This window comes from Massilia phyllosphaerae (genome assembly GCF_034659755.1).
Classification (GTDB): Bacteria; Pseudomonadota; Gammaproteobacteria; order Burkholderiales; family Burkholderiaceae_D; genus Telluria; species Telluria phyllosphaerae.
Genome location: NZ_JAXSQX010000004.1, coordinates 282369 through 305162, shown reverse-complemented (window position 1 = coordinate 305162; position 22794 = coordinate 282369). Strand labels below are relative to the sequence as shown.

Annotated in this window: 15 protein-coding genes; 10 read left to right on the top strand and 5 right to left on the bottom strand. The window is 66.6% G+C overall.

All coding sequences use genetic code 11. The features are described from left to right. Nucleotides 1-16: 16 nt before the first annotated feature. Complete coding sequence (locus U1H99_RS17185; protein ID WP_323142936.1) at nt 17-946, bottom strand: AraC family transcriptional regulator; 930 nt, start codon at nt 944-946, stop codon at nt 17-19. A 96-nt stretch (nt 947-1042) separates the two neighbouring features. Here U1H99_RS17185 and U1H99_RS17180 point away from each other — a divergent pair, with 96 nt between their 5' ends. Then, nucleotides 1043-1786, top strand: a complete 744-nt coding sequence (locus U1H99_RS17180; protein ID WP_323142935.1) for an SDR family oxidoreductase — start codon at nt 1043-1045, stop codon at nt 1784-1786. Here U1H99_RS17180 and U1H99_RS17175 read toward each other — a convergent pair. Next, nucleotides 1778-2740: a LysR family transcriptional regulator gene (locus U1H99_RS17175; RefSeq protein ID WP_323142934.1), complete on the bottom strand. Its 963-nt coding sequence runs from the start codon at nt 2738-2740 to the stop codon at nt 1778-1780. The genes U1H99_RS17180 and U1H99_RS17175 overlap by 9 nt on opposite strands. A 100-nt stretch (nt 2741-2840) precedes the next feature. Between U1H99_RS17175 and U1H99_RS17170 the strand changes: the two genes are divergently transcribed. Continuing rightward, complete coding sequence (locus tag U1H99_RS17170) at nt 2841-4067, top strand: MFS transporter (RefSeq protein WP_323142933.1); 1227 nt, start codon at nt 2841-2843, stop codon at nt 4065-4067. Between the two features lie 90 nt (nt 4068-4157). On the opposite strand, the gene U1H99_RS17165 is transcribed toward U1H99_RS17170, so the two are convergent. The 3 genes from U1H99_RS17165 to U1H99_RS17155 all read right to left on the bottom strand — a co-directional run bounded on the left by U1H99_RS17165 (nt 4158) and on the right by U1H99_RS17155 (nt 5810). Continuing rightward, nucleotides 4158-4541, bottom strand: a complete 384-nt coding sequence (locus U1H99_RS17165) for a type II toxin-antitoxin system VapC family toxin (protein WP_323142932.1) — start codon at nt 4539-4541, stop codon at nt 4158-4160. Next, complete coding sequence (locus U1H99_RS17160; protein WP_323142931.1) at nt 4538-4741, bottom strand: type II toxin-antitoxin system VapB family antitoxin; 204 nt, start codon at nt 4739-4741, stop codon at nt 4538-4540. Before U1H99_RS17160 ends, U1H99_RS17165 begins: the two co-directional genes overlap by 4 nt. A 103-nt stretch (nt 4742-4844) precedes the next feature. After that, nucleotides 4845-5810, bottom strand: coding sequence for a TerC family protein (locus tag U1H99_RS17155; protein ID WP_323142930.1), 966 nt, complete (start codon nt 5808-5810; stop codon nt 4845-4847). A gap of 403 nt (nt 5811-6213) precedes the next feature. Here U1H99_RS17155 and U1H99_RS17150 point away from each other — a divergent pair, with 403 nt between their 5' ends. The 8 genes from U1H99_RS17150 to U1H99_RS17115 all read left to right on the top strand — a co-directional run bounded on the left by U1H99_RS17150 (nt 6214) and on the right by U1H99_RS17115 (nt 22767). Then, nucleotides 6214-9273 (top strand): TonB-dependent receptor, encoded by a 3060-nt coding sequence (locus U1H99_RS17150; protein WP_323142929.1) that lies wholly within the window; start codon nt 6214-6216, stop codon nt 9271-9273. A gap of 95 nt (nt 9274-9368) precedes the next feature. Further along, nucleotides 9369-10883: a tryptophan halogenase family protein gene (locus tag U1H99_RS17145; RefSeq protein WP_323142928.1), complete on the top strand. Its 1515-nt coding sequence runs from the start codon at nt 9369-9371 to the stop codon at nt 10881-10883. Then, nucleotides 10880-13537, top strand: a complete 2658-nt coding sequence (locus U1H99_RS17140; protein ID WP_323142927.1) for a beta-mannosidase — start codon at nt 10880-10882, stop codon at nt 13535-13537. The genes U1H99_RS17145 and U1H99_RS17140 overlap by 4 nt, the downstream gene beginning before the upstream one ends. A 27-nt stretch (nt 13538-13564) precedes the next feature. Then, nucleotides 13565-16942, top strand: a complete 3378-nt coding sequence (locus tag U1H99_RS17135) for a GH92 family glycosyl hydrolase (RefSeq protein ID WP_323142926.1) — start codon at nt 13565-13567, stop codon at nt 16940-16942. A gap of 221 nt (nt 16943-17163) precedes the next feature. Continuing rightward, nucleotides 17164-18150, top strand: a complete 987-nt coding sequence (locus U1H99_RS17130; protein ID WP_323142925.1) for a LacI family DNA-binding transcriptional regulator — start codon at nt 17164-17166, stop codon at nt 18148-18150. Between the two features lie 27 nt (nt 18151-18177). Continuing rightward, nucleotides 18178-19395 (top strand): AGE family epimerase/isomerase, encoded by a 1218-nt coding sequence (locus U1H99_RS17125; RefSeq protein ID WP_323142924.1) that lies wholly within the window; start codon nt 18178-18180, stop codon nt 19393-19395. After that, on the top strand, nt 19388-20326 hold the full coding sequence (locus U1H99_RS17120) for a carbohydrate kinase family protein (protein WP_323142923.1): 939 nt from the start codon (nt 19388-19390) through the stop codon (nt 20324-20326). The genes U1H99_RS17125 and U1H99_RS17120 overlap by 8 nt, the downstream gene beginning before the upstream one ends. Beyond that, nucleotides 20323-22767, top strand: a complete 2445-nt coding sequence (locus U1H99_RS17115; protein WP_323142922.1) for a GH92 family glycosyl hydrolase — start codon at nt 20323-20325, stop codon at nt 22765-22767. Before U1H99_RS17120 ends, U1H99_RS17115 begins: the two co-directional genes overlap by 4 nt. Nucleotides 22768-22794 lie beyond the last annotated feature (27 nt).

Genomic DNA, 22794 nt, shown 5'->3' with positions numbered 1-22794 from the left:
CGGTCTTGAAAGAAAATCAAGCCGCCACCGCATCCCCTGCACGCGCATAGCGCGCCGGCGGCACCCCGACATGGCGCGCAAAGGCCACGCTGAAGGTGCTGGCCGAACTGTAGCCGACGCGCGCCGCCACCTCGGCGATGCCACCGGCGCCGCGCCGCAACAGGTCCTTGGCCAGTGCCATGCGCCAGGCCAGCAGGTATTCCATCGGCGCCGTGCCCACGGCGCGGCTGAAGCGCTCGAAGAAGCTGGAGCGCGACAGCGCCGCTTCCCTGGCAAGGTCGGCCACCGTCCAGTTGCGCGCCGGCGCTTCATGCATGCGCCGCAAGGCGGCCGCCAGGCGGGCGTCGGCCAGGCCGCGCAGCAGTCCCGGCGCATCGCCTGAACCCTGGTCTGCCCCACTGGCGGCGGCGGCGCGCAAGGCTTCGATGAACAGCACTTCCAGCAGGCGCGCCAGGACCACGTCGCGCGCCGGCCGCTGCGCACGCGACTCGTCGCGCACCAGCTGGACCAGCGTCGCCAGCCGCCCTTCGCCGCGTATGTGCAGCAGTTGCGGCAGCAGCGACACCAGCAGCGCGGCGTCGGGCGAGCCGAATTCGCAATGGCCGACGACGAAGCGCACATCCGGCGCGCCCTCGCGGTCGCCGAGCCGGAACGCGCCCGGCGCCGTCGCGAACGGCGGCGCGTCGCTGTCGTCCGGTGCCGGCGGTTCCAGGCTGGTGGTGGCGAAATCCCGGGCCGCCGGCACCAGCACGAAGTCGCCCGCGGCCAGCGTGACCGGTGCCTGGCCGCCGACCAGCAGGCGGCAGCCGCCCTCCAGCATGGCGCAGTAGAAGGGCTGGCCGAGGTCCGAACGGCGCACGCGCCACTGGCCGGCGCCTTCGACGATCTTCGAGTGCGGCGTGCTGGGCTGCAGCAGCGTCACCATCTCGGCGAGCGGATCGATCATGTTTGGACTCCTGCAAAAGAATATCGGACTTCTGATTGTAGCAAGTCCGGCCAGGCGGCGGTATCGTCCTGGTTCCACTGATGACAAGGAGTTCCCATGCAAACCGTCCTGATCACCGGCTGCTCGTCCGGCTTTGGCCTCGAGACCGCCCGCCTGTTCCTCGAACGCGGCTGGAAGGTCGTCGCCACCATGCGCACGCCGCGCGACGGCATCCTGCCGCCGTCCGAGCATCTGCGCATCCTGCCGCTCGACGTGACCGATGCCGCCAGCATCCACGCCGCCGTGCAGGCCGCGGGGCCGATCGACGTGCTGGTGAATAACGCCGGCTTCGGCGCGATGAGCGTGTTCGAAGCGCTGTCGATGGACAGCGCGCGCGATCTGTTCGAGACCAACACCCTCGGCACGATGGCAATGACCCAGGCCGTGCTGCCGCAGTTCCGCGAGCGCGGGCAGGGCGTGATCGTGAACGTGACCTCGATCGTCACGGCGCGTCCGTTCCCGCTGATTTCCGCGTACGCCGCCAGCAAGGCGGCGGTCGACATGTTCAGCGCCTCGCTGGCGCTGGAAGTCGAACCGTTTGGCGTGCGCGTCAAACTGGTGCAGCCGGGGCGCTCGCCGACGACAAGCTTCGGCGCGAATGCGAAGGCGCGCACGCTGGGCGGCATTCCGGACGCCTACGCCGGCTTCGCCCAGCAGGAGTTCGCCGGCATGAGCGCGGACGCGCCGGTGACCCATGCGCCGGACGTGGCGGAGGCGGTATGGCGTGCGGCCACCGACCCGTCAGCACCGCTGCGCATCGCCGCCGGTGCCGACGCGGTGGCGCTGGCCGCTTCAGCTTGAGGCGGGCGGCGTGATCCCGAACGCCTGCGGCACCGCCACCCGCATGATGTCGATGAAGCGGCGCAGGCGCGCCGGATAGAAGCGCGCCGGCGGGTAGACCAGGTGGATCGGCAGCGGCGCGGCCTGCCACTCGGGCGCCAGCTGCACCAGGCGGCCGCTCTCCAGTTCCTCGCGCAGCGCCCAGGTCGAGGCCACCGCCGCGCCGACGCCCAGCAGCGCCGCATTGCGCAGCGCGTACAGGTTGTCGGTGTAGAGGCGCGGCTGGATGCGCATGCGCACGGTCTCGCCACTGCCGGCGTGGGCCAGGTCGACCTCGTCGCGGTAAAAATTGCTGGCCGCGATCCAGGGCAGGCGCGCCAGGTCGTCCGGGTGTGCGGGCATCGCGGCAGGCCCGCCGGCGCCGTCGAGCAGGGCAGGGGCGCCGACCACGATGCGCGGCACGGCGCCCAGCGGGATCGCCACCACCGAGGTATCCGTCAGCGCGCCGACCTGGATCGCGCAATCGATGCCCTCGGCGATGAAGTCGGGGGTGCGGTCGTGCAGGGTCCAGTCGACCGTCATCTTCGGATAGCGCGCCAGGTACTCTGCCAGCGGCGCCACCAGCTGCTGCTGGCCGAAGGCGTGCGGCGCGATCACGCGCAGGGTGCCCACCGGCTCGTCGCCGGCGCCGCGGATCTCGCTTTCGAACTCCTGCCAGCCGAGGATCAGGGCCTTGGCGCGTTCGTAGCAACGGATGCCGTCGTCGGTCAGCGTCATCGCATGGGTGGAACGCTGCAGCAGACGCACGCCAAGCGATTTTTCCAGCGTCTTCAGGCGCCGGCTGATGGTGGGTTGCGTGGTTTCCAGCAGGCGCGCGGCGGCGGACAGGCTGCCGGCATCGACGATGCGGACAAAGGTTTCCACAAGCATCATACGGTCGGCAGTGGAAATGCCGGGTGTTTGGTCGATATTCATACGTCTATCGTATAACAGTTCGACGTGCGCGGCAGCTACCGTGATACTTTTAGTCTTTGCATAATGCGCTTCATCGTTGTTCCACTTCCAGGAGCGCACCATGAGCACGACATCCATGACCAAGAACATCACCCAGGCCGCGCCCGCGCAGGCCACGCTGTCGACATCCCTGACTTTCCTGCTGGCCGCCGGCACCGGCCTCACCGTCGCCGCACTCTATTACAGCCAGCCGACGCTGGGCGTGCTGGCCGGCGACCTGCATGCGACGGCGCGCAACGTCGGCTGGATTCCGACCCTGACCCAGCTCGGGTACGCCATCGGCCTGCTGTTGCTGGCACCGCTGGGCGACCGCTATGACCGCCGCAACATCATCGTCATCAAGGCACTGATCCTGAGCGCAGCGCTGCTGCTGACCGGCTTCGCGCCGACCTTGGGCGTGCTGCTGGCAGCCAGCCTGGCGGTCGGCCTGTTCGCCACCGTGGCCCAGGACATCGTGCCGGCCGCCGCGACGCTGGCGCCGCCCGAGCACCGCGGCAAGGCGGTCGGCATGGTGATGACCGGCCTGTTGATGGGCATCCTGCTGTCGCGCGTGGTGAGCGGCTTCGTCGCCGAGCACTTCGGCTGGCGCACGGTCTTCATGGCAGCGGCGGTGAGCGTGCTGCTGCTGGCGGGCGTGATGGCCAAGGGCTTGCCGCACTTCGCGCCGACCACTACGCAATCCTACCCGGCGCTGCTCCAATCGCTGGCCACCCTGTGGCGCGCGCACCGCAAGCTGCGCCTGGCCGCGCTGGCCCAGGGTTTATTGGCGCTAGGCTTCTCGGCGTTTTGGTCGACGCTGGCCGTGATGCTGCACGACGCCCCGTTCCACCTGGGTTCGGCCGTCGCCGGCTCCTTCGGCCTGGCCGGCGCCGTCGGCGCGCTGGCGGCGCCGTTCGCCGGCCGCCTGGCGGACCGCCGCGGCGCCGAATGGGTGACACGCATCGCCGCCACCATCACGGTGGTCTCGTTCGGCGCCATGCTGGCGATGCCGCTGCTGTCGACGGGCGCGCAACTGGCGCTGCTGGCGCTGGCCACGGTCGGCTTCGACCTGGGCGTGCAGGCCAGCCTGATCTCGCACCAGAGCATCATCTATGGGATCGCACCGGAAGCGCGCAGCCGTCTGAATGCGCTGTTGATGACCAGCGTGTTCGTCGGCATGGCGGCCGGTGGTTTCCTCGGGGCGCAGGCATTGGCCGGGTGGGGCTGGATGGGTGTGGTGGGCGTGGCGATCGTGGCGAGTGGTGGGGCGTTGCTGGTGCGGATTCGGGCTGCTGCGGCACGTGATTAATCAGGTGCGCCAGCCCGAATCGGAGACGTCGCTGAAACTTGCCTGGCCGCCCGAACACGCATGGATGCTGAAGGCCGGGGCTTCAAAAGGCTATTGAAGCGCCGGCCGGAAGGCAAGGTCGAACCGTTGCGCCAACTCGATCAAGCGCCTGTCCAGTGACCACAAACGCGATCCTGGTGTCAGCAATGTCGACGCCAGCAAAGCCAGGTCGACCACGCCACATCCAAGGCCGTACAGCTTTTCGCGCTCGATAAAACCCCGTACCTCATCCAGCGTGGCCTGACGCGCTTGCGGCAATGTTGCGATATCGCTCAGTGTACGGGAACGCGGCGCCGGCGGCGTGCCGCAAGCGAGTTCGGTCACGACCAGCGGGTGGGACAAGGCCAGGTCCAGCGTCAGCAGGCTGACCAGATTCTCGTTGCGATTGCGGAAGTGGTCTACCCACACCGAGGTATCGACCAGCACACCATTCATTGCGCTGGCTCGCCTGACCGGCGCGGGATGTTCGCCATGTCGGGCGCTGCGCCGCCGAGGCTGGCAAGACGCCGCGCAGCCTGGACGCGTACGAAGGTCTTGATAGCCTCACGAAAGAGGTCGGCCTTGTCCATGCCGGGATCCGCCATCTCCAGCGCCTTTTCGTACAACGCGTCGTCGATCGTCACTGTGGTTCGCATTTCTGGCTCCGAGCATCAGATATGGAGCTATCTTGCATCAGAAGGAGCATCATTACAAGCGGTTTCAGACCTGTCACAGGTGACGATGCGAGGTGTTGGATGCTTACGGCGCGCTACCGCGCGTAGGCTTCGACGTCATCAGGCTAGCTACCACTGATACCGCCAGAATCAAGCCCACTACCCCCAGCGCAATCCCGGTCGGGATCTTGTAGATATCGAGCAGCAGCATCTTGATACCGATAAACACCAAAATCCCGGCCAGCCCATACTTCAGCAAGTGGAACCGCTGCGCCATATCAGCCAGCAGGAAATACATCGCGCGAAGCCCGAGAATGGCAAAGATGTTGGAGGTGAACACGATGAACGGATCGCCGGTCACCGCAAAGATCGCCGGAATCGAATCGACCGCGAAGATGACATCGGTGATCTCGACCATTACCAGCACCACGAACATCGGCGTGGCATAGCGCAGGCCCTGCCGCACCACGAAAAACCGGTCCTGGTGATACTCGTCGGTGATGCGGATGTGCTTGCGCATCCAGCGCAATATCTTGTTGTCGGCCAGGTTCTGCTCTTCGTCAGCCGCGCGCATCATCTGCACGCCTGTGTACAGCAAAAAGGCGCCGAACACGTACAAAATCCAGTGGAACTGGGCCAGCAGCAGGGCGCCGACGTAGATCAGGAGCGCGCGCAGCACGATCGCGCCCAGCACGCCGTACAGCAGCACGCGCTTCTGGTAGGCGGCCGGCACGGCGAAGAAATTGAAGAGCGTGATCCAGACGAACACGTTGTCAACCGCCAGCGATTTCTCGATCAGGTAGCCCGTCAGGTATTCCAGCGCCCGCGTGCGCGCCACCTCTTCGCCGACGATATCCCGCAGATACCACCAGAACCAGGCGCCGAAGGCCAGCGCGATCGAGACCCAGATCAGCGACCAGACGGCCGCCTCGCGCGTGCTGACGCGGTGTTCACCTTCCTGCTTGAGAATGAAGAAATCGACTGCCAGCAAGATGGCAACCAATACGGAAAAGGCGATGTAGAGGGTCGGCGTGCCAATCGAGTCGATCATCATTTACTCCGGGTAGCAGGGGCTGCGGCAGTGTAGAACAGGCTGGCAAAGGAGTGGCGCTCGTGATCCTGCAGGAAATGTCAAGCATGTTACCGCTCACCTAAATAATGTGGCGGTTTTGCATCATTTACGTTTACTAAACTTAGCTAAACTGCATCGCGCATTTGAAAGTTTATTGAACGCTTGTAATTTCCTTTGTATAACTTCTCCTTGTTGGAAAGCGGGGTTTTACAGATCGGTCAGGTGCTTGATCGTTTAGTAAATCCTCGAAAAACTCCCGCTATAAAAACTATCCCATCTTGGGTACGACCCGGAGACTTACATGACGTTGAGAGCCCATCTCGCTTCGCGGCAGCTGCGCTGCCCTGTAAAACCCATTGCCATCGCCGTGGGTGTCGCACTGATGTCCATTTCGAGCGCACAGGCGCAGACGGCTGCCGATGCGCAGGCCGCAGACGCGCCAGTCGTTGCCACGCCGGGCGTCGCCACGCCGGCCGCTGGCCAGAAGGTGGTCGTGACCGGCTACCGCTACTCGATCGAGAAGAGCCTCGACCAGAAGCGCGATGCCAACTCGATCGTCGAGGTGATCACCGCCGAAGACATCGGCAAATTCCCTGATAAAAACGTCGCCGATGCGCTGCAGCGCGTGCCGGGCGTGATCATCGGACGCGACGGCGGCGAAGGCAAGACCGTCAGCGTGCGCGGCCTGGCGTCGGGACTGACGCTGACCCAGCTCAACGGCAACTACATTGCCACCGCCGAATCGAACGGCGATCCGAGCCGTTCCTTCAACTACACCCTGATGCCGTCGAACATGCTGGGCAGCGCCGAGCTGTTCAAGACGCCGGAAGCGCGCATCGACGAAGGCGGCATCGGCGGCACCGTGATCCTGCATACCCGCCGTCCGCTGGACATGCCATCGGGCAGCGGTTTCGTCAACGCCGAAGGCACCTGGGCCGATACGACCAAGAAGGGCGACGGCCAGTTCTCCGGCCAGTACGCCTGGCACGACAAGAGCAACCGCTTCGGCGTGCTGGTCGGGTTGACGCAGCAGAACCGCACCACGCGCACCATGAGCAGCAGTGCCGATGGCTGGCAGTGGTATGGCGACGACTACAAAAACCATCCTGCTACCGACGTCAACGGCAAGCCCTCGGGCATGAACTCCTACTGGTGGGGCCAGTCGGGCTTCAACGACCAGAACGGCGGGCACTACACCAACTTCATGATGCCGACCACGGTCAGTGCCGCTGTCGAAGAAGAAGAGCGCAAGCGCAAGGGCGGCCAGTTGACCCTGCAGTTCAAGCCGGTGCGCAACCTGAACATGGTGGCCAACTACTTCCGCTTCGACCTGTCGCAGAACTCGCAGACCAACTCGCTGGTCGTGCCGGAATGGAGCCTGGCGCGCTACCAACCCGACGGCAACTGGGCGGGCGGCCGGACCCTCGACGGCTTGAGCTTCGACAAGAGCGGCACCATCGTCACCGGCGCCGACTACAGCCTGCACCCGGGCAAGACCTATTATTGCAGCGAAGCAGCGGCTGCAGCCGGTGGCCAGAAGCCGGGCGGCTGGGGTCCGGACGACTGCACCATGCCGACGCCTTGGCTGAACGGCAACTACACCAAGCAAAAATCGCTGTCGCAGACCCTCGACTTCGCCGTCGAGTGGAAAGGCAAGTCGGTCGACGCCAGTTTCCAGGCCGGCCGTACCTGGGCCAATGGCGGTCCGTCGCAGCAGTTCTCGATGCCGATCAAGCCGCGCGTCCAGAACGCGGACGGCAGCTGGACCAACGGCAACAACATGTCCTCGTGGAACCTGACCGGCACGCCGTCGATCAGCTTCTCGCCGGACGTGCTGGCCAACCTGCAGAAGGGCATCGGCGAGATCGACCTCGGCTCGACCGGTTCGTCGTGGACCAAGAACAGCAACAAGCAGAACTATGGCCAGGCTGACTTTACCTGGCACACCGACTACAAGTTCATCGACTCGCTGCAGTTCGGCGCCAAGTACCGCGACGGCGGCATCAGCCGCAGCACCGGCAACAACTACTGGACTTGCCCGGGCACCGACGGCAGCTACGACAACCGCTTCCAGAACGGCTGCGATCCGGCGGCCAACAAGCTGGATCCGTCGTACCTGTATTCGGGTTCGCTGGGCAACCTGGGCGGCGCGTTCAATACGACTGCTTTCCCGGCCATTAACTACCCGGCGTACATCAATTACCTGACCAATAAGTACGGGGCCATGAAGACCCGTGACGAAGACAACTTCGTCTACAACGTCAAGGAAAAGATCTCGTCGTTCTACCTGCAGGCCAACTACAAGACCGACCGCCTGCGCGGCAACTTCGGCATCCGCGTGGTGAAGACCAAGCAGCACGCCGACTCGACGGACCAGGTCGATTACTACAACGACTACGCCTTCGATGGCCCCGACGGCAAACCGGCACCCTGCCTGGTGGGCAACCTGCCGGCCACCGGCGCCCCGGCCGGCTCGGGCTGCATCAGCGGCATCACCGTGCTGCCGGACAGCCAGACCAACCCGGCGACGTACCACGTCTCGAGCTTCGTGGTCAGCCAGCTGGACCGCAACTACACCGACGTGCTGCCGAGCTTCAACCTGGCGTTCGACATCACCGACACCCTGCTGTTCCGTGCCGCCGCGTCGAAAGCGATCTCGCGTCCGGGCTACGGCGACATCGCCTCGCCGGGCAGCCTGCGCTACTTCAGCCCGGAGTACGTCGAAGACCGCCGCCTGATCGGCGGCGGCGACCAGCAGGGCTGGTACGGTTCGGGCAGCAACAAGAGCCTGGAGCCGTTCAAGGCCACCATGTTCGACCTGGGCCTGGAGTGGTACTTCCAGCGCGGCTCGGTGGTCGGCCTGGGTCTGTTCCGCAAGAACGTCGAGAACTTCTCGGTGCCGGTGGTGCGCGACCTCAACCTGAACGTCGGCGGCCAGACCGTCACCGTGCAGAACTACCAGACCACCGCCGGCGGCCGCGATGCGGTGTCCCAGGGCGCCGAGTTCTACGTGCAGCACTCGCTGAAGAACGGCCTCGGCTTCCAGTTCAACTACACCTACAACAAGACCAACCAGGCGGCGATCACGCTGGAAGACGGTACCGAGATCGGCAAGTCGCCGCTGATCGGCAGCGCCCGCAACCAGGCCAACCTGACGGTGTTCTACGAAACCGACAAGTACTTGGCACGTGTTTCGTACAACCGCCGCGGTGAAGTCGTGAACGGCCTGGTCAGCGGCTTGAACGCGTACCAGGATCCGTACACCCAGATCGACCTGAACGCGGCCTACAACTTCACCAAGGAGCTGAGCCTGAGCGCTTCGGTGCTGAACCTGACCAAGCAGGAACCCCGCACGCACCTGGGCAACGACACCAAGGACCGCTTCCTCTCCAGAAGCTACGCCGGCCGCGTGGCGTACGTGGGCCTGAACTACAAGTTCTAAGCCCGCGGACAGTGTCATCGACGGCAGTTGCCAGCAGCGCGGGCAACTGCCGTCTTTATTTGAACGGCGCAACTGGAGCGCAGCGGGAGGTTTGGATGCAGGACCGCGTCAAGAACATCACCATCGTCGGCGGGGGCAGTGCGGGCTGGATGGCCGCTGCAGCCCTGGCCACCTACCTGGGCAAGAACGCATCGATCCGCCTGGTCGAATCCGAGGAGATCGGCATCGTCGGCGTGGGCGAGGCCAGCGTGCCCCACATCAAACTCTTTAACGGCCAATGGCTGGGCATCGACGAAGCGGACTTCGTCAGGCGCACCCAGGGCACCATCAAGCTCGGCATCGAATTCAAGGACTGGCGCCGCATCGGCGACAGTTACATCCACGGCTTCGGCACCATCGGGCGTTCGCTCGGGCCGCTGCCGTTTCACCAGTTCTGGCTCAAGCTGCACCGCCAAGGCCGCGCGGCGCCGATCGGCGCGTATTCGGCGCAGACGGTCATGGCGCCGCTCGGCAAATTCGCGCCTGGCGACAGGAACGCGCCGCCGAATTCGCCGCTGGCCGACATCGCCTATGCCTATCATTTCGACGCCACCCTGTATGCGCGCTTCCTGCGCGAACTGGCGGAACAGCGCGGCGTGCAGCGCATCGAAGGCAGGATCGTCAAGGTCAACCAGCGCGCAAGCGATGGCTTTATCGAATCGGTGACGCTGGAAAATGGCCAGACGATCGACGGCGAACTGTTCATCGACTGCTCGGGCTTCCGCGGCCTGCTGATCGAAGAAACCCTGAACACCGGCTACGTCGACTGGACCGAATGGCTGCCGTGCGACCGCGCCGTAGCGGTGCCGAGTGAACGCCTGCAGACCATCACGCCGTACACGCGCTCGACCGCGCGCGCGGCCGGCTGGCAGTGGCGCATCCCGCTGCAGCACCGCACCGGCAACGGCTATGTCTATTCGAGCCGCCACACCAGCGACGACGAAGCGGTGGCCACGCTGCTGGCCAACCTGGACGGCAAGGCGCTGGCCGAACCGCGCAAGCTGGCCTTCACCACCGGCATGCGCCGCAAATTCTGGAACAAGAACGTGGTGGCGCTGGGCCTGGCCAGCGGTTTCCTGGAGCCGCTCGAATCGACCAGCATCTACCTGGCCCAGTCGGGCATCACGCGCCTGCTGAGCCTATTCCCGACGCGCGACTTCAACCCGCTGCTGATCGAGCGCTACAACCGCGAATCAGTCTTCGAGTACGAGCGCATCCGCGATTTCCTGGTCCTGCACTACCATGCGACCGAACGCGGCGACACCCCGTTCTGGGACCACTGCCGCACGATGGCGATCCCGGACACGCTGCGCGAAACCATCGACCTGTTCCGTACCGACGGCCGCTACTTCCGCAACGGCGAGGATTTCTTTGCGCTGCCGAGCTGGGTGCAGGTGATGCTGGGCCAGGGCATCGTCCCCCAAGGCTACCACCCGATCGTCGACGAGATGCCCGAGGATAAGCTGGTCGAGCACGTCGAAGGCGTGCGCACCATGCTGGCCCGTGCCGTCGCCACCATGCCGACCCACGAGGAGTGGATCGACCATTACTGGAAGGCGCCCGCGCCATGAAATTCTTATCGCTCCCCAAGCTGATGGTCGCGCTGGCCCTGTCCCTGCTGGCCGGCGTGGCCATGGCGGCCGCACCGTCCCAGCTGGTCATCGACCAGGGCTGGACCTTCCGCCTCGCGCCCGGCAATGCGCAACTCGGCAAGCACGCCGACGCCGCGCCCTGGCATACCGCCACCGTGCCCGGTACCGTGCACACCGACCTGCTGGCACATAAACTGATCCCGGATCCGTACGTCGGCGCGCCCGAAGCCGGCCTGCAGTGGATCGGCCTGGCCGACTGGGAATACCGGATCGTCTTCGATGCGCCGCAGGCCGCCGTCGGCAGCGCGCGCAGCGACCTGGTGTTCGAAGGTCTCGACACCTTTGCCGAAGTCTGGCTCAACGGCGCCCGCGTGCTCGACGTCAATAATGCCTTCCGCACCTGGCGCGTGCCGGTGCAGGGCAAGCTGCGCGCCAAGGGCAACGAACTGCGCATCGTGTTCCGTTCGCCGATCGCCAAGCTGCTGCCGCAGGTCCAGGGGATGCCGGTCAAGCTGGCCGGTAACTACCCCTCGCCCTACGGCGACGAACCGGTCGATGCGATGACCGGCAATTTCGTGCGCAAGCCCGGCTACCACTTCGGCTGGGACTGGGGGCCGCGCTACGTCACCGCCGGCATCGCCAAGCCCGTCGTGCTGCAGAGCTGGGACACGGTCCGCATCGACAACCTGCAGCTGCGCCAGGACCGCGTCAGCGCGGAGCGCGCCGACATCGCCGCCATCGCCTCGATCGACGCGGTGCGCGCCGGCGGCCTGGCGCTGCGCCTATGGCAGACCGCACCCGATGGCAAGCGCACGCTGGCGGCCGAACGCCGCGTCGAGCTGAAGGCCGGCAGCAACCGCATCGAACTGCCGCTGCACATCGACCAGCCGCAGCGCTGGTACCCGCACGGCTACGGCGCCCAGCCGCTGTACCGCTATGAAGTGCAGCTCGGCGACGGCCAGTCGGCGATCGCCGGCGCCACTGCGCGCACCGGCCTGCGCAGCGTCGAACTGCGGCGCGAGGTCGACGCGAAGGGCAAGAGCTTTTATTTTGCGGTCAACGGCATCCCGGTGTTCGCCAAGGGTGCCAACACCATCCCCTTCGACATGTTCCAGCCGCGCGTTCATAAAGCGCAGCTGCGCCACGTGCTGCAGTCGGCGGTCGACGCCAACATGAACATGGTGCGCAGCTGGGGCGGCGGCTACTACGAGAGCGACGATTTCTTCGACCTGGCCGACGAACTGGGCCTGATGGTGTGGCAGGACTTCATGTTCGGCGGCGGCATGCAGCCGGCCTACGACGACGCCTTCCGCGCCAACGTCGTGCAGGAGGCGCGCGACCAGGTGCGGCGCCTGCGCAACCATCCGAGCCTGGTGCTCTGGTGCGGCAACAACGAAGAAGAGATCGCGTGGAAGTACTGGGGCCACGGCAAGACGATGAAGGAAGCCGATCCGCTTCTCGCCGAGCGCGTGTGGAAGGGTTATGTGCAGCTGTTCGGCAGCGACCTGCGCCAGGTGGTGGCGGAGGAGGGAGGCGGCATCGGCTACTGGGCCAGCTCGCCCGGCGACGACCTGGCAGAAGTGGCCAACACCCCGGCCAGCGGCGACATGCATTACTGGGAAGTGTGGGGCAACCCGGCGCACCCGGTCACCAAATACCTGGAGATCACGCCGCGCTTCATGTCCGAGTACGGCTTGCAGGCCTGGCCGGTGCAGCGCACGGTGGACGCCTTTGCCGCCCGCGCCGAGCAGGGCATGGCCACGCCGGTGATCGAGGCGCACCAGAAGTTCATGGCCGGGAAGGGCAACGAACGCCTTTTGAAATACGTGCGCGAGGAATTCGGCGAGCCGGCCGACTTCGCCGGCTTCATCTACCTGAGCCAGGTGATGCAGGCCGAAGGCATCGAACTGGCGGCGCTGCACCACCGCGCTAGCCGCCCGTTCACCATGGGTTCGCTGTACTGGCAGCTGAACGACGTGTGGCCGGGCGCGTCCTGGTCGAGCGTGGACTGGTTCGGCCGCTGGAAGGCGCTGCAATTCCATGCGCGCCGCTTCTATGCGCCGGTGGCCGTGGCCGCGCTGCGCGACGCCAAGGGCACCACTACCGTCAGCCTGCTCAACGACCGCCTTCAGCCCGTGCGCGGCGAACTGCGCCTGCATGTGCTGGGCCTGGACGGCAAAACGCTGCGCGACGAGCGCAAGCCGGTCGAGTTGGCACCGCTGTCGGCCACCAGGTTCCACGATTACGTCGATGCCGACCTGCTCGGCAAGGCCGATCCGGCCGCCACCGTCGCCGTGTTCGACCTGCAGGTCGAAGGCGAGCCGGCGTCGCGCGGCGCCGTCTATTTTGTGCCGGCCAAACAGGTGAAATGGAGTTCAGCTGAACCGCGAGCCGGCCTGCGCGCCGAATTGCACCGCGACGGCGCCGGCCTCGTGCTCGAGGTCACGGCAGCGCGCCTGGCACGCGCGGTCTGGATCGATTTCGGCGAGCTCGATGCCGAGCTGTCCGACAACGCGCTGACGCTGCTGCCGGGCGAACGCGTGCGGTTGCGGGTGACGTCCGCCGCCGCCGAAGGCGCCCTGCGCGCCGCCCTGCATGTCCGCTCGCTGGCAGACGCCGTGCAAGCGCAATAAGAATTTTTCAAGGAGACGATCCGCACCATGAAATACGATTCACGCAAATACCGCCTGCGCACCATCAGCGTGCATGTGTCGACCGCCATGCTGCTGCTGGCCGCGGCCGGTTCCCACGCCGCCGACGCACGCTTCTCGACCTCGTTCGAATCCGCCGATCCGATGCCGGCCGCCATGGCCGGCAACGGCGTGCGTGTCGAAACGGGCGCCGGTCCGGAGCGGCCGTACACGGCCAAGCCGAAGGCCGGCTACAGTGGCGTGCGCGCACTGCACTACAGCAGCGAGGGCAGCGGCGGGCGCCTGCAGCTGTTCGCGGTCGATATCGAGATCAAGGACGACACCACGCTGTCGTGGATGGTCCTGCCGGAAATCGTCGACGGCAATACCGCCGCTTCCACCGGCGTGTCGCTCGACCTGGTGCTGGACGATGGCCAGCGCGTGTCGGGCACGGCGCTGGTCGACAACCACGGCGTGCGCCTGGGCGCGGCCGCGCAGGCGCAATCGAAGACCCTGTACCCGCAGCAGTGGGCACGCAAGGCGGTGCGCCTCGGTGCGCTGAAAGGACGACGCATCAAGGCGATCGAATTGGACGTGCGCGGCGCGGCCGGCGTCAAGGCCAGCGGCTGGCTGGACGACATCGCGATCGGCGACCAGGCGCGCCTGGCAGTCTCGCGTCCATCCGACTACGTGCTGACCACGCGCGGCACCCAGGCCAACGGCAATTTCTCGCGCGGTAACAACATCCCGGCGGTGACCATGCCGCATGGTTTCAACTTCTGGACCCCGGCCACCGACGCCGGCAGCCTGAGCTGGGTGTACAGCTGGAACGAGAAGAACGGCGCCGACAACCGCCCGCGCATGCAGGCCCTGAACCTCAGCCACGAGCCGAGCCCGTGGATGGGCGACCGCCAGACTTTCCAGGTGATGCCGTCCGCGGCCAGCGGCCGTCCGGACCCGGACCGCCAGAAGCGCGCGCTGGCGTTCTCGCACGAGAACGAGCTCGCACGCCCGTACACCTACCGCGTCGACTTCGACAACGGCATGCGTGCCGAAATCGCGCCGACCGACCACGCCGCGGTATTCCGCTTCCGCTTCCCGCGCGGCGGCGACGCCAACCTGCTGTTCGATAACGTCGACAAGCGCGGCGGCTTGACGCTGGATGCGGCCAGCCAGACCCTGAGCGGCTACACCGACACCCGCAGCGGCCTGTCGAACGGCGCCTCGCGCATGTTCGTGTTCGCGCGCTTCGACCAGAAGTGGAGCGACAGCGGCCTGCTGGACACCGGCCGCCCGACCGGCTTCGTGAAGTTCTCCGCTCGCGACGGTGAGGTGCGCATGCGCATCGCCACCTCGCTGATCTCGGTCGAGCAGGCCAAGCGCAACCTCGACATGGAAGTCGGCGACGCCGGCTTCGACACCGTGCGCGAGCGCGCCCAGGCGGCCTGGGACGAACAGCTCGGCCGGGTCAAAGTGCAGGGCGCCAGCGACGACCAGCTGACCACCGTGTACTCGAACCTGTACCGCCTGTTCATGTACCCGAACATCGGCCACGAAAACGTCGGCACCGTCGACAAGCCGGACTGGCGCCACGCCGACCAGAGCGGCTGGTCGAAGGACAACGCCGGCGGCGACGCGCTCAAGACCTCGACCCCGGTCCGTCCCGGCAAGACCTACGTCAACAACGGCTTCTGGGACACCTTCCGTACCAGCTGGCCGGCGTATGCACTGTTCGCGCCGAAGCAGGCCGGCGAGATGGTCGACGGCTTCCTGCAGCAGTACCGCGACGGCGGCTGGGTGGCGCGCTGGTCGTCGCCGGGCTATGCCGACCTGATGGTGGGCACCAGTTCCGACGTCGCCTTCACCGATGCCTGGCTGAAGGGCGTGCGCGGCTTCGATGCGCACCAGGCCTACGAGGCGGCGCTGAAGAACGCCACCGCGGTGCCGCCGGTCTCGAACGTCGGCCGCAAGGGCCTGGCGCAGTCGATGTACCGCGGCTATGCCGACACCTCGGTCCACGAAGGCATGTCGTGGACGCTCGAGGGTGCGCTCAACGACTTCAGCCTGGCGCAGCTGGGCAGCGCGCTGGCACGCGACGAAAAGGACCCGGCGCGTGCGCGCCGCTACCGCGAGGAAGCCGACTACTTCCGTGGCCGCGCGGTCGACTACGTGCACCTGTACGACACCGGTACCGGCTTCTTCCGCGGCCGCGACGCCAGGGGCCAGTGGCGCGAACCGGCCGCCAGCTTCGACCCGGACCGCTGGGGCAGGGACTATACCGAATCGAATGCCTGGAACTTCGCCTTCACCGCCTCGCACGACGCCAACGGCCTGGCCTCGCTGATGGGCGGCCGCGACAAGCTGGCGGCCCGCCTCGACCAGTTCTTCTCCACCCCGGAAACCGGTACGGCCCAGGTGGCCGGCGGCTACGGCGGCGTGATCCACGAGATGACCGAGGCGCGCGACGTGCGCCTGGGGATGTACGCGCACAGCAACCAGATCTCGCACCACATCCCCTGGATGTACACGCCGGCCGGCCAGCCCTGGAAGACCCAACAGATCTCGCGCGAGGTGGTGCGCCGCCTGTATCTCGGCAGCGAGATCGGCCAGGGCTATCCGGGCGACGAGGACAACGGCGAGATGTCGGCCTGGTACACCTTCGCGGTACTCGGCCTGTATCCGCTGCGGATGGGTTCTCCGGAATACATCATCGGCTCGCCGGCCTTCGAACGCACCGACGTCAAGCTGGAGAACGGCCGCACCCTGAGCGTCATCGCCCACAACAACGGCCCGGAGAATGTCTATGTGCAGTCGCTGAAGGTCAACGGCAAGCCGTGGAACCAGGCCTGGATCCGCCACGCCGATATCGCGGCCGGCGCCACGCTCGAATTCGAGATGGGCAGCAAGCCGTCGGCATGGGGCAGTGCGCCGAACGCGCTGCCGGCGTCGCTGACCGCGCCGGGCAAGCAGCCGCTGGGCATGCACGACCTGGCCAGCCGCGCGACCGCCGTCACGCTGGAAGGTGGGGGTGCCGCCGCCGCGCTGGTCGACGACGATGCCGCGACCACGATGCCGCTGCCGGCCCGCGCCGCCGTCGGCTTCGCGTTCGCCGAAGCGGCCAAGGCCAGCTATTACACGATCACCGGCGGCAAGACCCCGCTGCAGGGATTGGGCTGGACGCTGGAAGGCCGCACAAGTGCAGGCAAGGGCGCCTGGACCGTGCTCGACCAGCGCCGCGGCGAAGCCTTCGCCTGGGCCCAGCAGCTGCGTCCGTTCCGTATCGCCAAGCCGGGCGCCTATCGCGAATACCGCCTGCGCTTCGACAACGGCTCGGCGCTCGAGGTAGCCGAGCTCGAGTTGCTGGAGCAGGACGTGCGCGCTGCCGTGCCGTCGGCACAGGTTCAGTAAACACGAGAACCTGCATGCCGTGCGGGCGTGGCAAGTGCCATGCCCGCGTTTAGTAAAACGGCGCTAAAACGCACCCGGATTCGGCCGCCGTTGTTGACGCTGTTAAACGGCGGCTGCTATAAATCTGACTATGAACAGGTGCGGCGCCGGCTTCCGGCCCGACACCTGAAAACGCAGTCATAAGCGTTTATTAAACCGATAATCGGAGACCCTACGCAGCCATGAGCCATGTCACGCTCCGCCACATCGCGGGGGCGACCGGATTGTCGATCGGCACGGTATCGCGCGCATTGAAGAACCAGGCCGGCATGACCGAGGTCACGCGCAACATCGTGCGCGAAACGGCAATCCGCCTCGGCTACGACTTCTCGCAGCTCAAGAAGGGGCGCATCCGCCGCATCGCCTTCCTGCTGCACAGCCAGCACAACACGCTGGCGTCCAGTCCGTTTTTCTCGCCCGTGCTGCACGGCGCCGAAGAGGCTTGCCGGCGCGAAGGCATCGCCCTGTCCTTCATCGCGGTCGGCCCGGCCGAACCGGTGCTGGAACAGATCCGCCTGCACCAGCCTGACGCCATCCTGTGCGCCGGCTTCTTCGAGCCGGAAGTGCTGGGCGCGCTGCAGCAGGTCGGCAAGCCGCTGGTGCTGGTCGACATGCACCGCCGTAGCTTCGGCTCGATCAATGCCGACAACCTGCGCGGCGGCTACCTGGCAACCCAGCACCTGCTGCGCTGCGGCCGCAAGCGCATCGCCATGCTGTCCGGCTCCCTGGCCCACTACAGTATCCAGCAGCGCAACCGCGGCTTCCGCCAGGCGCTGTTCGACGCCCGCATGCATGCTGACCCCGACCTCGAAATCATCGTGCCCAACCTGGGCGAAGGCGACGAGGGCGTGGCCGAAGCGATGCGCACCCTGCTGGCCTTGCCCAAGCGGCCCGATGGGCTGTTCTGCTACAACGACAGCACGGCGCTGGCCGCCATGAAGTATGCCCTCGGCGAAGGCCTGCGCGTTCCATCCGACCTTGCCATCGTCGGCTTCGACGACATCGCTGCCGCCGGCGCCGCCATCCCTCCGCTCAGCACGATCCGCGTCGACAAGGAAGCGCTGGGACGCGCCGGCATCGACGCGCTGCTGAACAAGCAGGACGACGAGCCTTCCCAGATCACCGTGCCGGTCGAACTGATCGTGCGCGAAAGCAGCTACGACGACTAGCACACCGACCCACCCCCGCCACCCACTATGACCACTCTCCCGAACTTCCGCAGCCCGGCCGTGCTGATCGACCACGCACGGCACACCATGCGCTTCTACCACCCGCGCGCGATCGATCCCGCCGGCGGCATGTATCACTTCTTCAAGGACGACGGCACCGTCTACGACGCGCACCATCGCCACCTGGTGAGCAGCACCCGCTTCGTGTTCACCTACGCGATGGCGTACCGCCATTTCCAGGACCCGGCCTACCTGGAAGGCCTGCGCCACGCGGTGCGCTTCGTGCGCGAGGCGCACCGCGCCGCGGATGGCGACGGCTACGCCTGGATGCTGGACGACGGCAAGATCGAAGACGGCACCCAGCACTGCTACGGCGAAGCCTTCGTGCTGCTGGCCTATGCGCATGCACTCATGGCCGGCCTGGAAGAGGCGCGCGCGTGGATCGGCGAGGCTTTCGAACTGATGGAAAAACGCTTCTGGGATGCCGAAGCCGGCCTGTATGCCGACGAGGCCAGCCAGGACTGGAGCGTGCTGTCGACCTACCGCGGCCAGAACGCCAACATGCACGCCTGCGAAGCGCTGCAGGCGGCCTACCAGGCCACCGGCGAGCGCCGCTACCTGGAACGCGCCTACCTGGTCGCCTACAACATCACCCAGCGCCAGGCCGGGCGCTGCGGCGGCTTGATCTGGGAACACTACGATCCGGACTGGCAGCCGGACTGGAAGTTCAACATCGACGATCCGGAAAACCTGTTCCGCCCGTGGGGCTACCAGCCGGGCCACTTCACGGAATGGGCCAAGCTGCTGGTGCAGCTGGAAGAACGTGCCCAGGGCGTGCTCGAACACGACCTGGGCTGGCTGCTGCCGACCGCCGAGCGCCTGTTCACCGTGGCGGTGGAAAAGGGCTGGGACCCGCAGTACGGCGGCCTGTGCTACTCGCTGGCCCCCAGCCTGGAGATCTGCGACTTCCACAAGTATTTCTGGGTGCAGGCCGAAAGCGCCGCCGCCGCCGCCATGCTGGCGAAACGCACCGGCAACGACAAATACTGGGCGTGGTACGACCGCCTGTGGGCCTACAGCTGGACCCACTTCGTCGACCATGAATACGGCGCCTGGTTCCGCATCCTCGACCGCGAGAACCGCAAGCTGAGCGACGAAAAGAGCCCGGCCGGCAAGGTCGATTATCACACCATGGGCGCCTGCTACGACATCGTGGCGGTGCTGAAGGAGACGGAACATGCGTGACGGGAACCCGAACGAAGCACCGCTGATGTTGTGCGCCGGCGAAGCGCTGACCGACATGCTCGACCAGGGCGACGAGCGCTGGGTCAGCCGTGTGGGCGGCTCGACCTGGAACGTGGCGCGCGCGCTGGCAGCCCTGGGCGAACGCACCGCGTTTGCCGGCGCCATCAGCCAGGACCGCTTCGGCGACGCCATCTGGGCCGCCAGCGAAGCCGTCGGCCTGGACCTGCGCACGCTGCAGCGCGTCCAGCGCTCGCCGCTGCTGGCGATCGTCGAGAAGACCGAGCCGCCGCGCTACTTCTTCATCGGCGACGACAGCGCCGACCTGCATTTCGACCCGGCGGCGCTGCCGGCCGGCTGGGACGAGGCGCTGCGCTGGGCGCACTTCGGCGGCATCAGCCTGGCGCGCGAACCGCTGGCCTCGAACCTGGTCGCGCTGGCACGCCAGCTGAAGGCGCGCGGCGTCAAGATCAGCTACGACCCGAACTACCGCAACCTGATGGACGAGCGCTACACGCCGACGCTGCAGGCGATGGCGGAGCTGGCCGACGTCATCAAGGTGTCCGACGACGACCTGCGCGGCCTGTTCCCCGGCACCGAGCCGGAGCAGGCTTTGACGCAGCTGCGCGCCATGAACCCGTCCGCCTACTACCTGCTGACCCGCGGCGGCGACGGCGCCAGCCTGCTCCTCGGCGACGCGCGCAGCGATGCGGGCGCGCCCAAGGTCGCGGTGGTGGACACGGTCGGCGCCGGCGACGCCAGCGCCGCCGGCCTGCTGCACAGCCTGTCGAATCATCCCGAGCGTCCGCTGCAGTCGCACCTGCATGCGGCCCTGGCGGCCGGTTCCGCCGCTTGCCTGCAATCGGGCGCCACCCCGCCGCCGCTGGCGGCCATGCAACGCCTGTTCGATCAACTCCAAGGAGACCTCACGTGACGAGCCGTACCCGATTCGCGCTGTACCAGCCGGCCCTGTGCGCGGCACTGATGGCCGCCTTCGCGCTGCCGATGGCCGCCAACGGCGCCGCCTCGCTCCCTGCGGGCAGCATGCCGGTGAATACCCTGATCGGCACCCAGGACGAAGGCAACACCTATCCGGGCGCCTCGGCGCCGTTCGGCCTGATCCAGGTCAGCCCGAGCACCGACTTCTACGCCGGCTACCGCTACAGCGACAAGCGCATCCGCGGCTTCGGCCACTCCTTCGTGTCCGGCGCCGGCTGCTGGGAGCAGGGCGGCCAGCTGCAGGTGCTGCCGGTCACCGGCAGCATCGGCCCGGGCGGCGACTTCGACACCAAAAAAGCGGACAGCTTCAGCTATAAAAAGTACGGCGCCGAATACACCCATGACGGCGAAGTCGGCCAGGCCGGCTACTACAAGGTCAAGCTGACCAGCTACGGCGGCATCACCGCCGAGGCCACCGCGCTGACCCGCGCCGCCGCCGAGCGCTACACCTTCGCCTCCGGCGCGAGCAGCGGCCATGTGCTGCTCAACCTCGGCACCGCCAACGAGCGCCATTCGGTGATCGGCAGCGAAGTGACGGTCGTGGACGGCAACAGCGTCGAAGGCAAGATCGTCACCAACAGCTTCTGCGGCGGCACCAAGTACGCCACGTATTTCCGCATCACCTTCGACCAGCCGGTAACCGCCCACGGCATCTGGAACGAGCGCGGCGGCTTCCCCAATGCGAAGGGTCCGAGCCAGCAGGGCGAAGGCAAGCCGCACGGCGTCTGGCTGACCTTCGACCTGAAGAACAACAAGGCGGTCACCGCCGTCAGCGCGATCTCCCACGTCGACATCGACGGCGCGCGCGCCAACCTGCAGGCCGAAGGCATGGCTGCCGGCAAGCCGATGACGTTCGACGCGATGAAGGCCAAGTCGCAGGCCGAGTGGCGGCGCGAGCTGTCCAGCGTGCGCATCGAAGGCGGCAGCAGCGACGACCGCACCGTGTTCTACACCGCGCTGTACCACGCGCTGCTGCAGCCGATGACCGGCAGCGACAGCGACGGCCGCTACCGCGGCTACGACAACCAGATCCACACCGCCAAGGACTGGACCTATTACGAATACTTCTCGCTGTGGGATACCTACCGCGCCCAGAACCAGTTGCTGGCGCTGATCCGTCCACAGCGCGCGCGCGACATCGCCAATTCGGTGCTGAAGATCCGCGAAGAGGGCGGCTGGCTGCCGCGCTGGGGCTACGCCAACTTCGAGACCAACGTGATGACCGGTGATCCGGTGACGCCGTTCCTGGTCGACCTGTGGCGCTTCGGCGCGCTGAAGGGCCGCGAAGAGCAGGCCTACGCCGCGCTGCGCGAAAACGCCTTCGGCGTGCCGGCCTTCGGCATCCGCCCGCAGGGCCGCGCGGGCAACCCGAGCTACCTGCGCCAGGGCTTCGTGCAGCACGACCGCACCTTCATGTCGAAGGGCATGGACACCGATCCGCACCACGGCGCCTCGGCGACCATGGAATACGCGCTGGCCGACGGCGCCCTGGCGCAGATGGCCAAGGCGCTCGGCAAGACCGACGACGCCCAGGTGCTGGCGCAGCGCGCCCTCAACTGGAAGAAGGTGTGGGACCCGAGCGTGACCGACGCCGAAACCGGCCAGCGCGGCTTCCCGCGTCCGCGTTCGGAAGATGGCAAGTGGGTCAGCGACATCGATGGCAAGTACGATCCGCGCGGCGACCAGGGCTTCCACGAAGGCACCGGCTGGCAATACCAGTGGCTGGTACAGCAGGACGTGCCGGGCCTGGCCGCGGCGATGGGCGGCGGCAAGCAGGCACTGCACCGCCTCGACCAGTTCTTCGATTACGACGCTTTGGTGGCCGATCCGGCCGCGGTGCGCAAGTCGTGGGTCGTCGGTCCCTATAGCTATTACAGCCAATTCCGTTACAATCCCAACAATGAGCCCGATCTGCACGCGCCATGGATGTACACCCTGATGGGTCAGCCATGGAAGACCACGACGGTGCTGCGCGCAGCGGAAACGCTGTTCGGCAACGGCCCGGCGGGCGTCACCGGCAACGACGACCTCGGCACGATGTCGGCCTGGTACCTGTTCAGCGCGCTGGGTATTTACCCGGATGCGCCAGGCAGCGGCCGCTTCCTGCTGCATGCACCGCGCTTCGCACGTGCTGAGATCGACCTGGCACCGGGCCGCACCCTGCGTATCGACGCGCCGGGTGCCAAGCCGGGCGAGCGCCGCTTCGTGCAATCGGCCAGCTGGAACGGCCGCGCGCAGAACCAGGTGTGGCTCAACTGGGAGCAATTACAGGCTGCCGGGACTCTGACGTACAAGCTCGCGCCGCAGCCTGATACCAAGGGCTGGGGCACGCATGACCGCGACCTGCCGAATCCGCCGGCAGGGAGCACTAACTAAGCAGTAAAAATCGAATCAGGAGACAGT

Excerpts from the sequence above, each read along its gene's own strand:
- U1H99_RS17185 (WP_323142936.1), bottom strand. The coding sequence starts at position 946 with ATGATCGATCCGCTCGCCGAGATGGTGACGCTGCTGCAGCCCAGCACG.
- U1H99_RS17180 (WP_323142935.1), top strand. The coding sequence starts at position 1,043 with ATGCAAACCGTCCTGATCACCGGCTGCTCGTCCGGCTTTGGCCTCGAG.
- U1H99_RS17175 (WP_323142934.1), bottom strand. The coding sequence starts at position 2,740 with ATGAATATCGACCAAACACCCGGCATTTCCACTGCCGACCGTATGATG.
- U1H99_RS17170 (WP_323142933.1), top strand. The coding sequence starts at position 2,841 with ATGAGCACGACATCCATGACCAAGAACATCACCCAGGCCGCGCCCGCG.
- U1H99_RS17165 (WP_323142932.1), bottom strand. The coding sequence starts at position 4,541 with ATGAATGGTGTGCTGGTCGATACCTCGGTGTGGGTAGACCACTTCCGC.
- U1H99_RS17160 (WP_323142931.1), bottom strand. The coding sequence starts at position 4,741 with ATGCGAACCACAGTGACGATCGACGACGCGTTGTACGAAAAGGCGCTG.
- U1H99_RS17155 (WP_323142930.1), bottom strand. The coding sequence starts at position 5,810 with ATGATCGACTCGATTGGCACGCCGACCCTCTACATCGCCTTTTCCGTA.
- U1H99_RS17150 (WP_323142929.1), top strand. The coding sequence starts at position 6,214 with ATGTCCATTTCGAGCGCACAGGCGCAGACGGCTGCCGATGCGCAGGCC.
- U1H99_RS17145 (WP_323142928.1), top strand. The coding sequence starts at position 9,369 with ATGCAGGACCGCGTCAAGAACATCACCATCGTCGGCGGGGGCAGTGCG.
- U1H99_RS17140 (WP_323142927.1), top strand. The coding sequence starts at position 10,880 with ATGAAATTCTTATCGCTCCCCAAGCTGATGGTCGCGCTGGCCCTGTCC.
- U1H99_RS17135 (WP_323142926.1), top strand. The coding sequence starts at position 13,565 with ATGAAATACGATTCACGCAAATACCGCCTGCGCACCATCAGCGTGCAT.
- U1H99_RS17130 (WP_323142925.1), top strand. The coding sequence starts at position 17,164 with ATGAGCCATGTCACGCTCCGCCACATCGCGGGGGCGACCGGATTGTCG.
- U1H99_RS17125 (WP_323142924.1), top strand. The coding sequence starts at position 18,178 with ATGACCACTCTCCCGAACTTCCGCAGCCCGGCCGTGCTGATCGACCAC.
- U1H99_RS17120 (WP_323142923.1), top strand. The coding sequence starts at position 19,388 with ATGCGTGACGGGAACCCGAACGAAGCACCGCTGATGTTGTGCGCCGGC.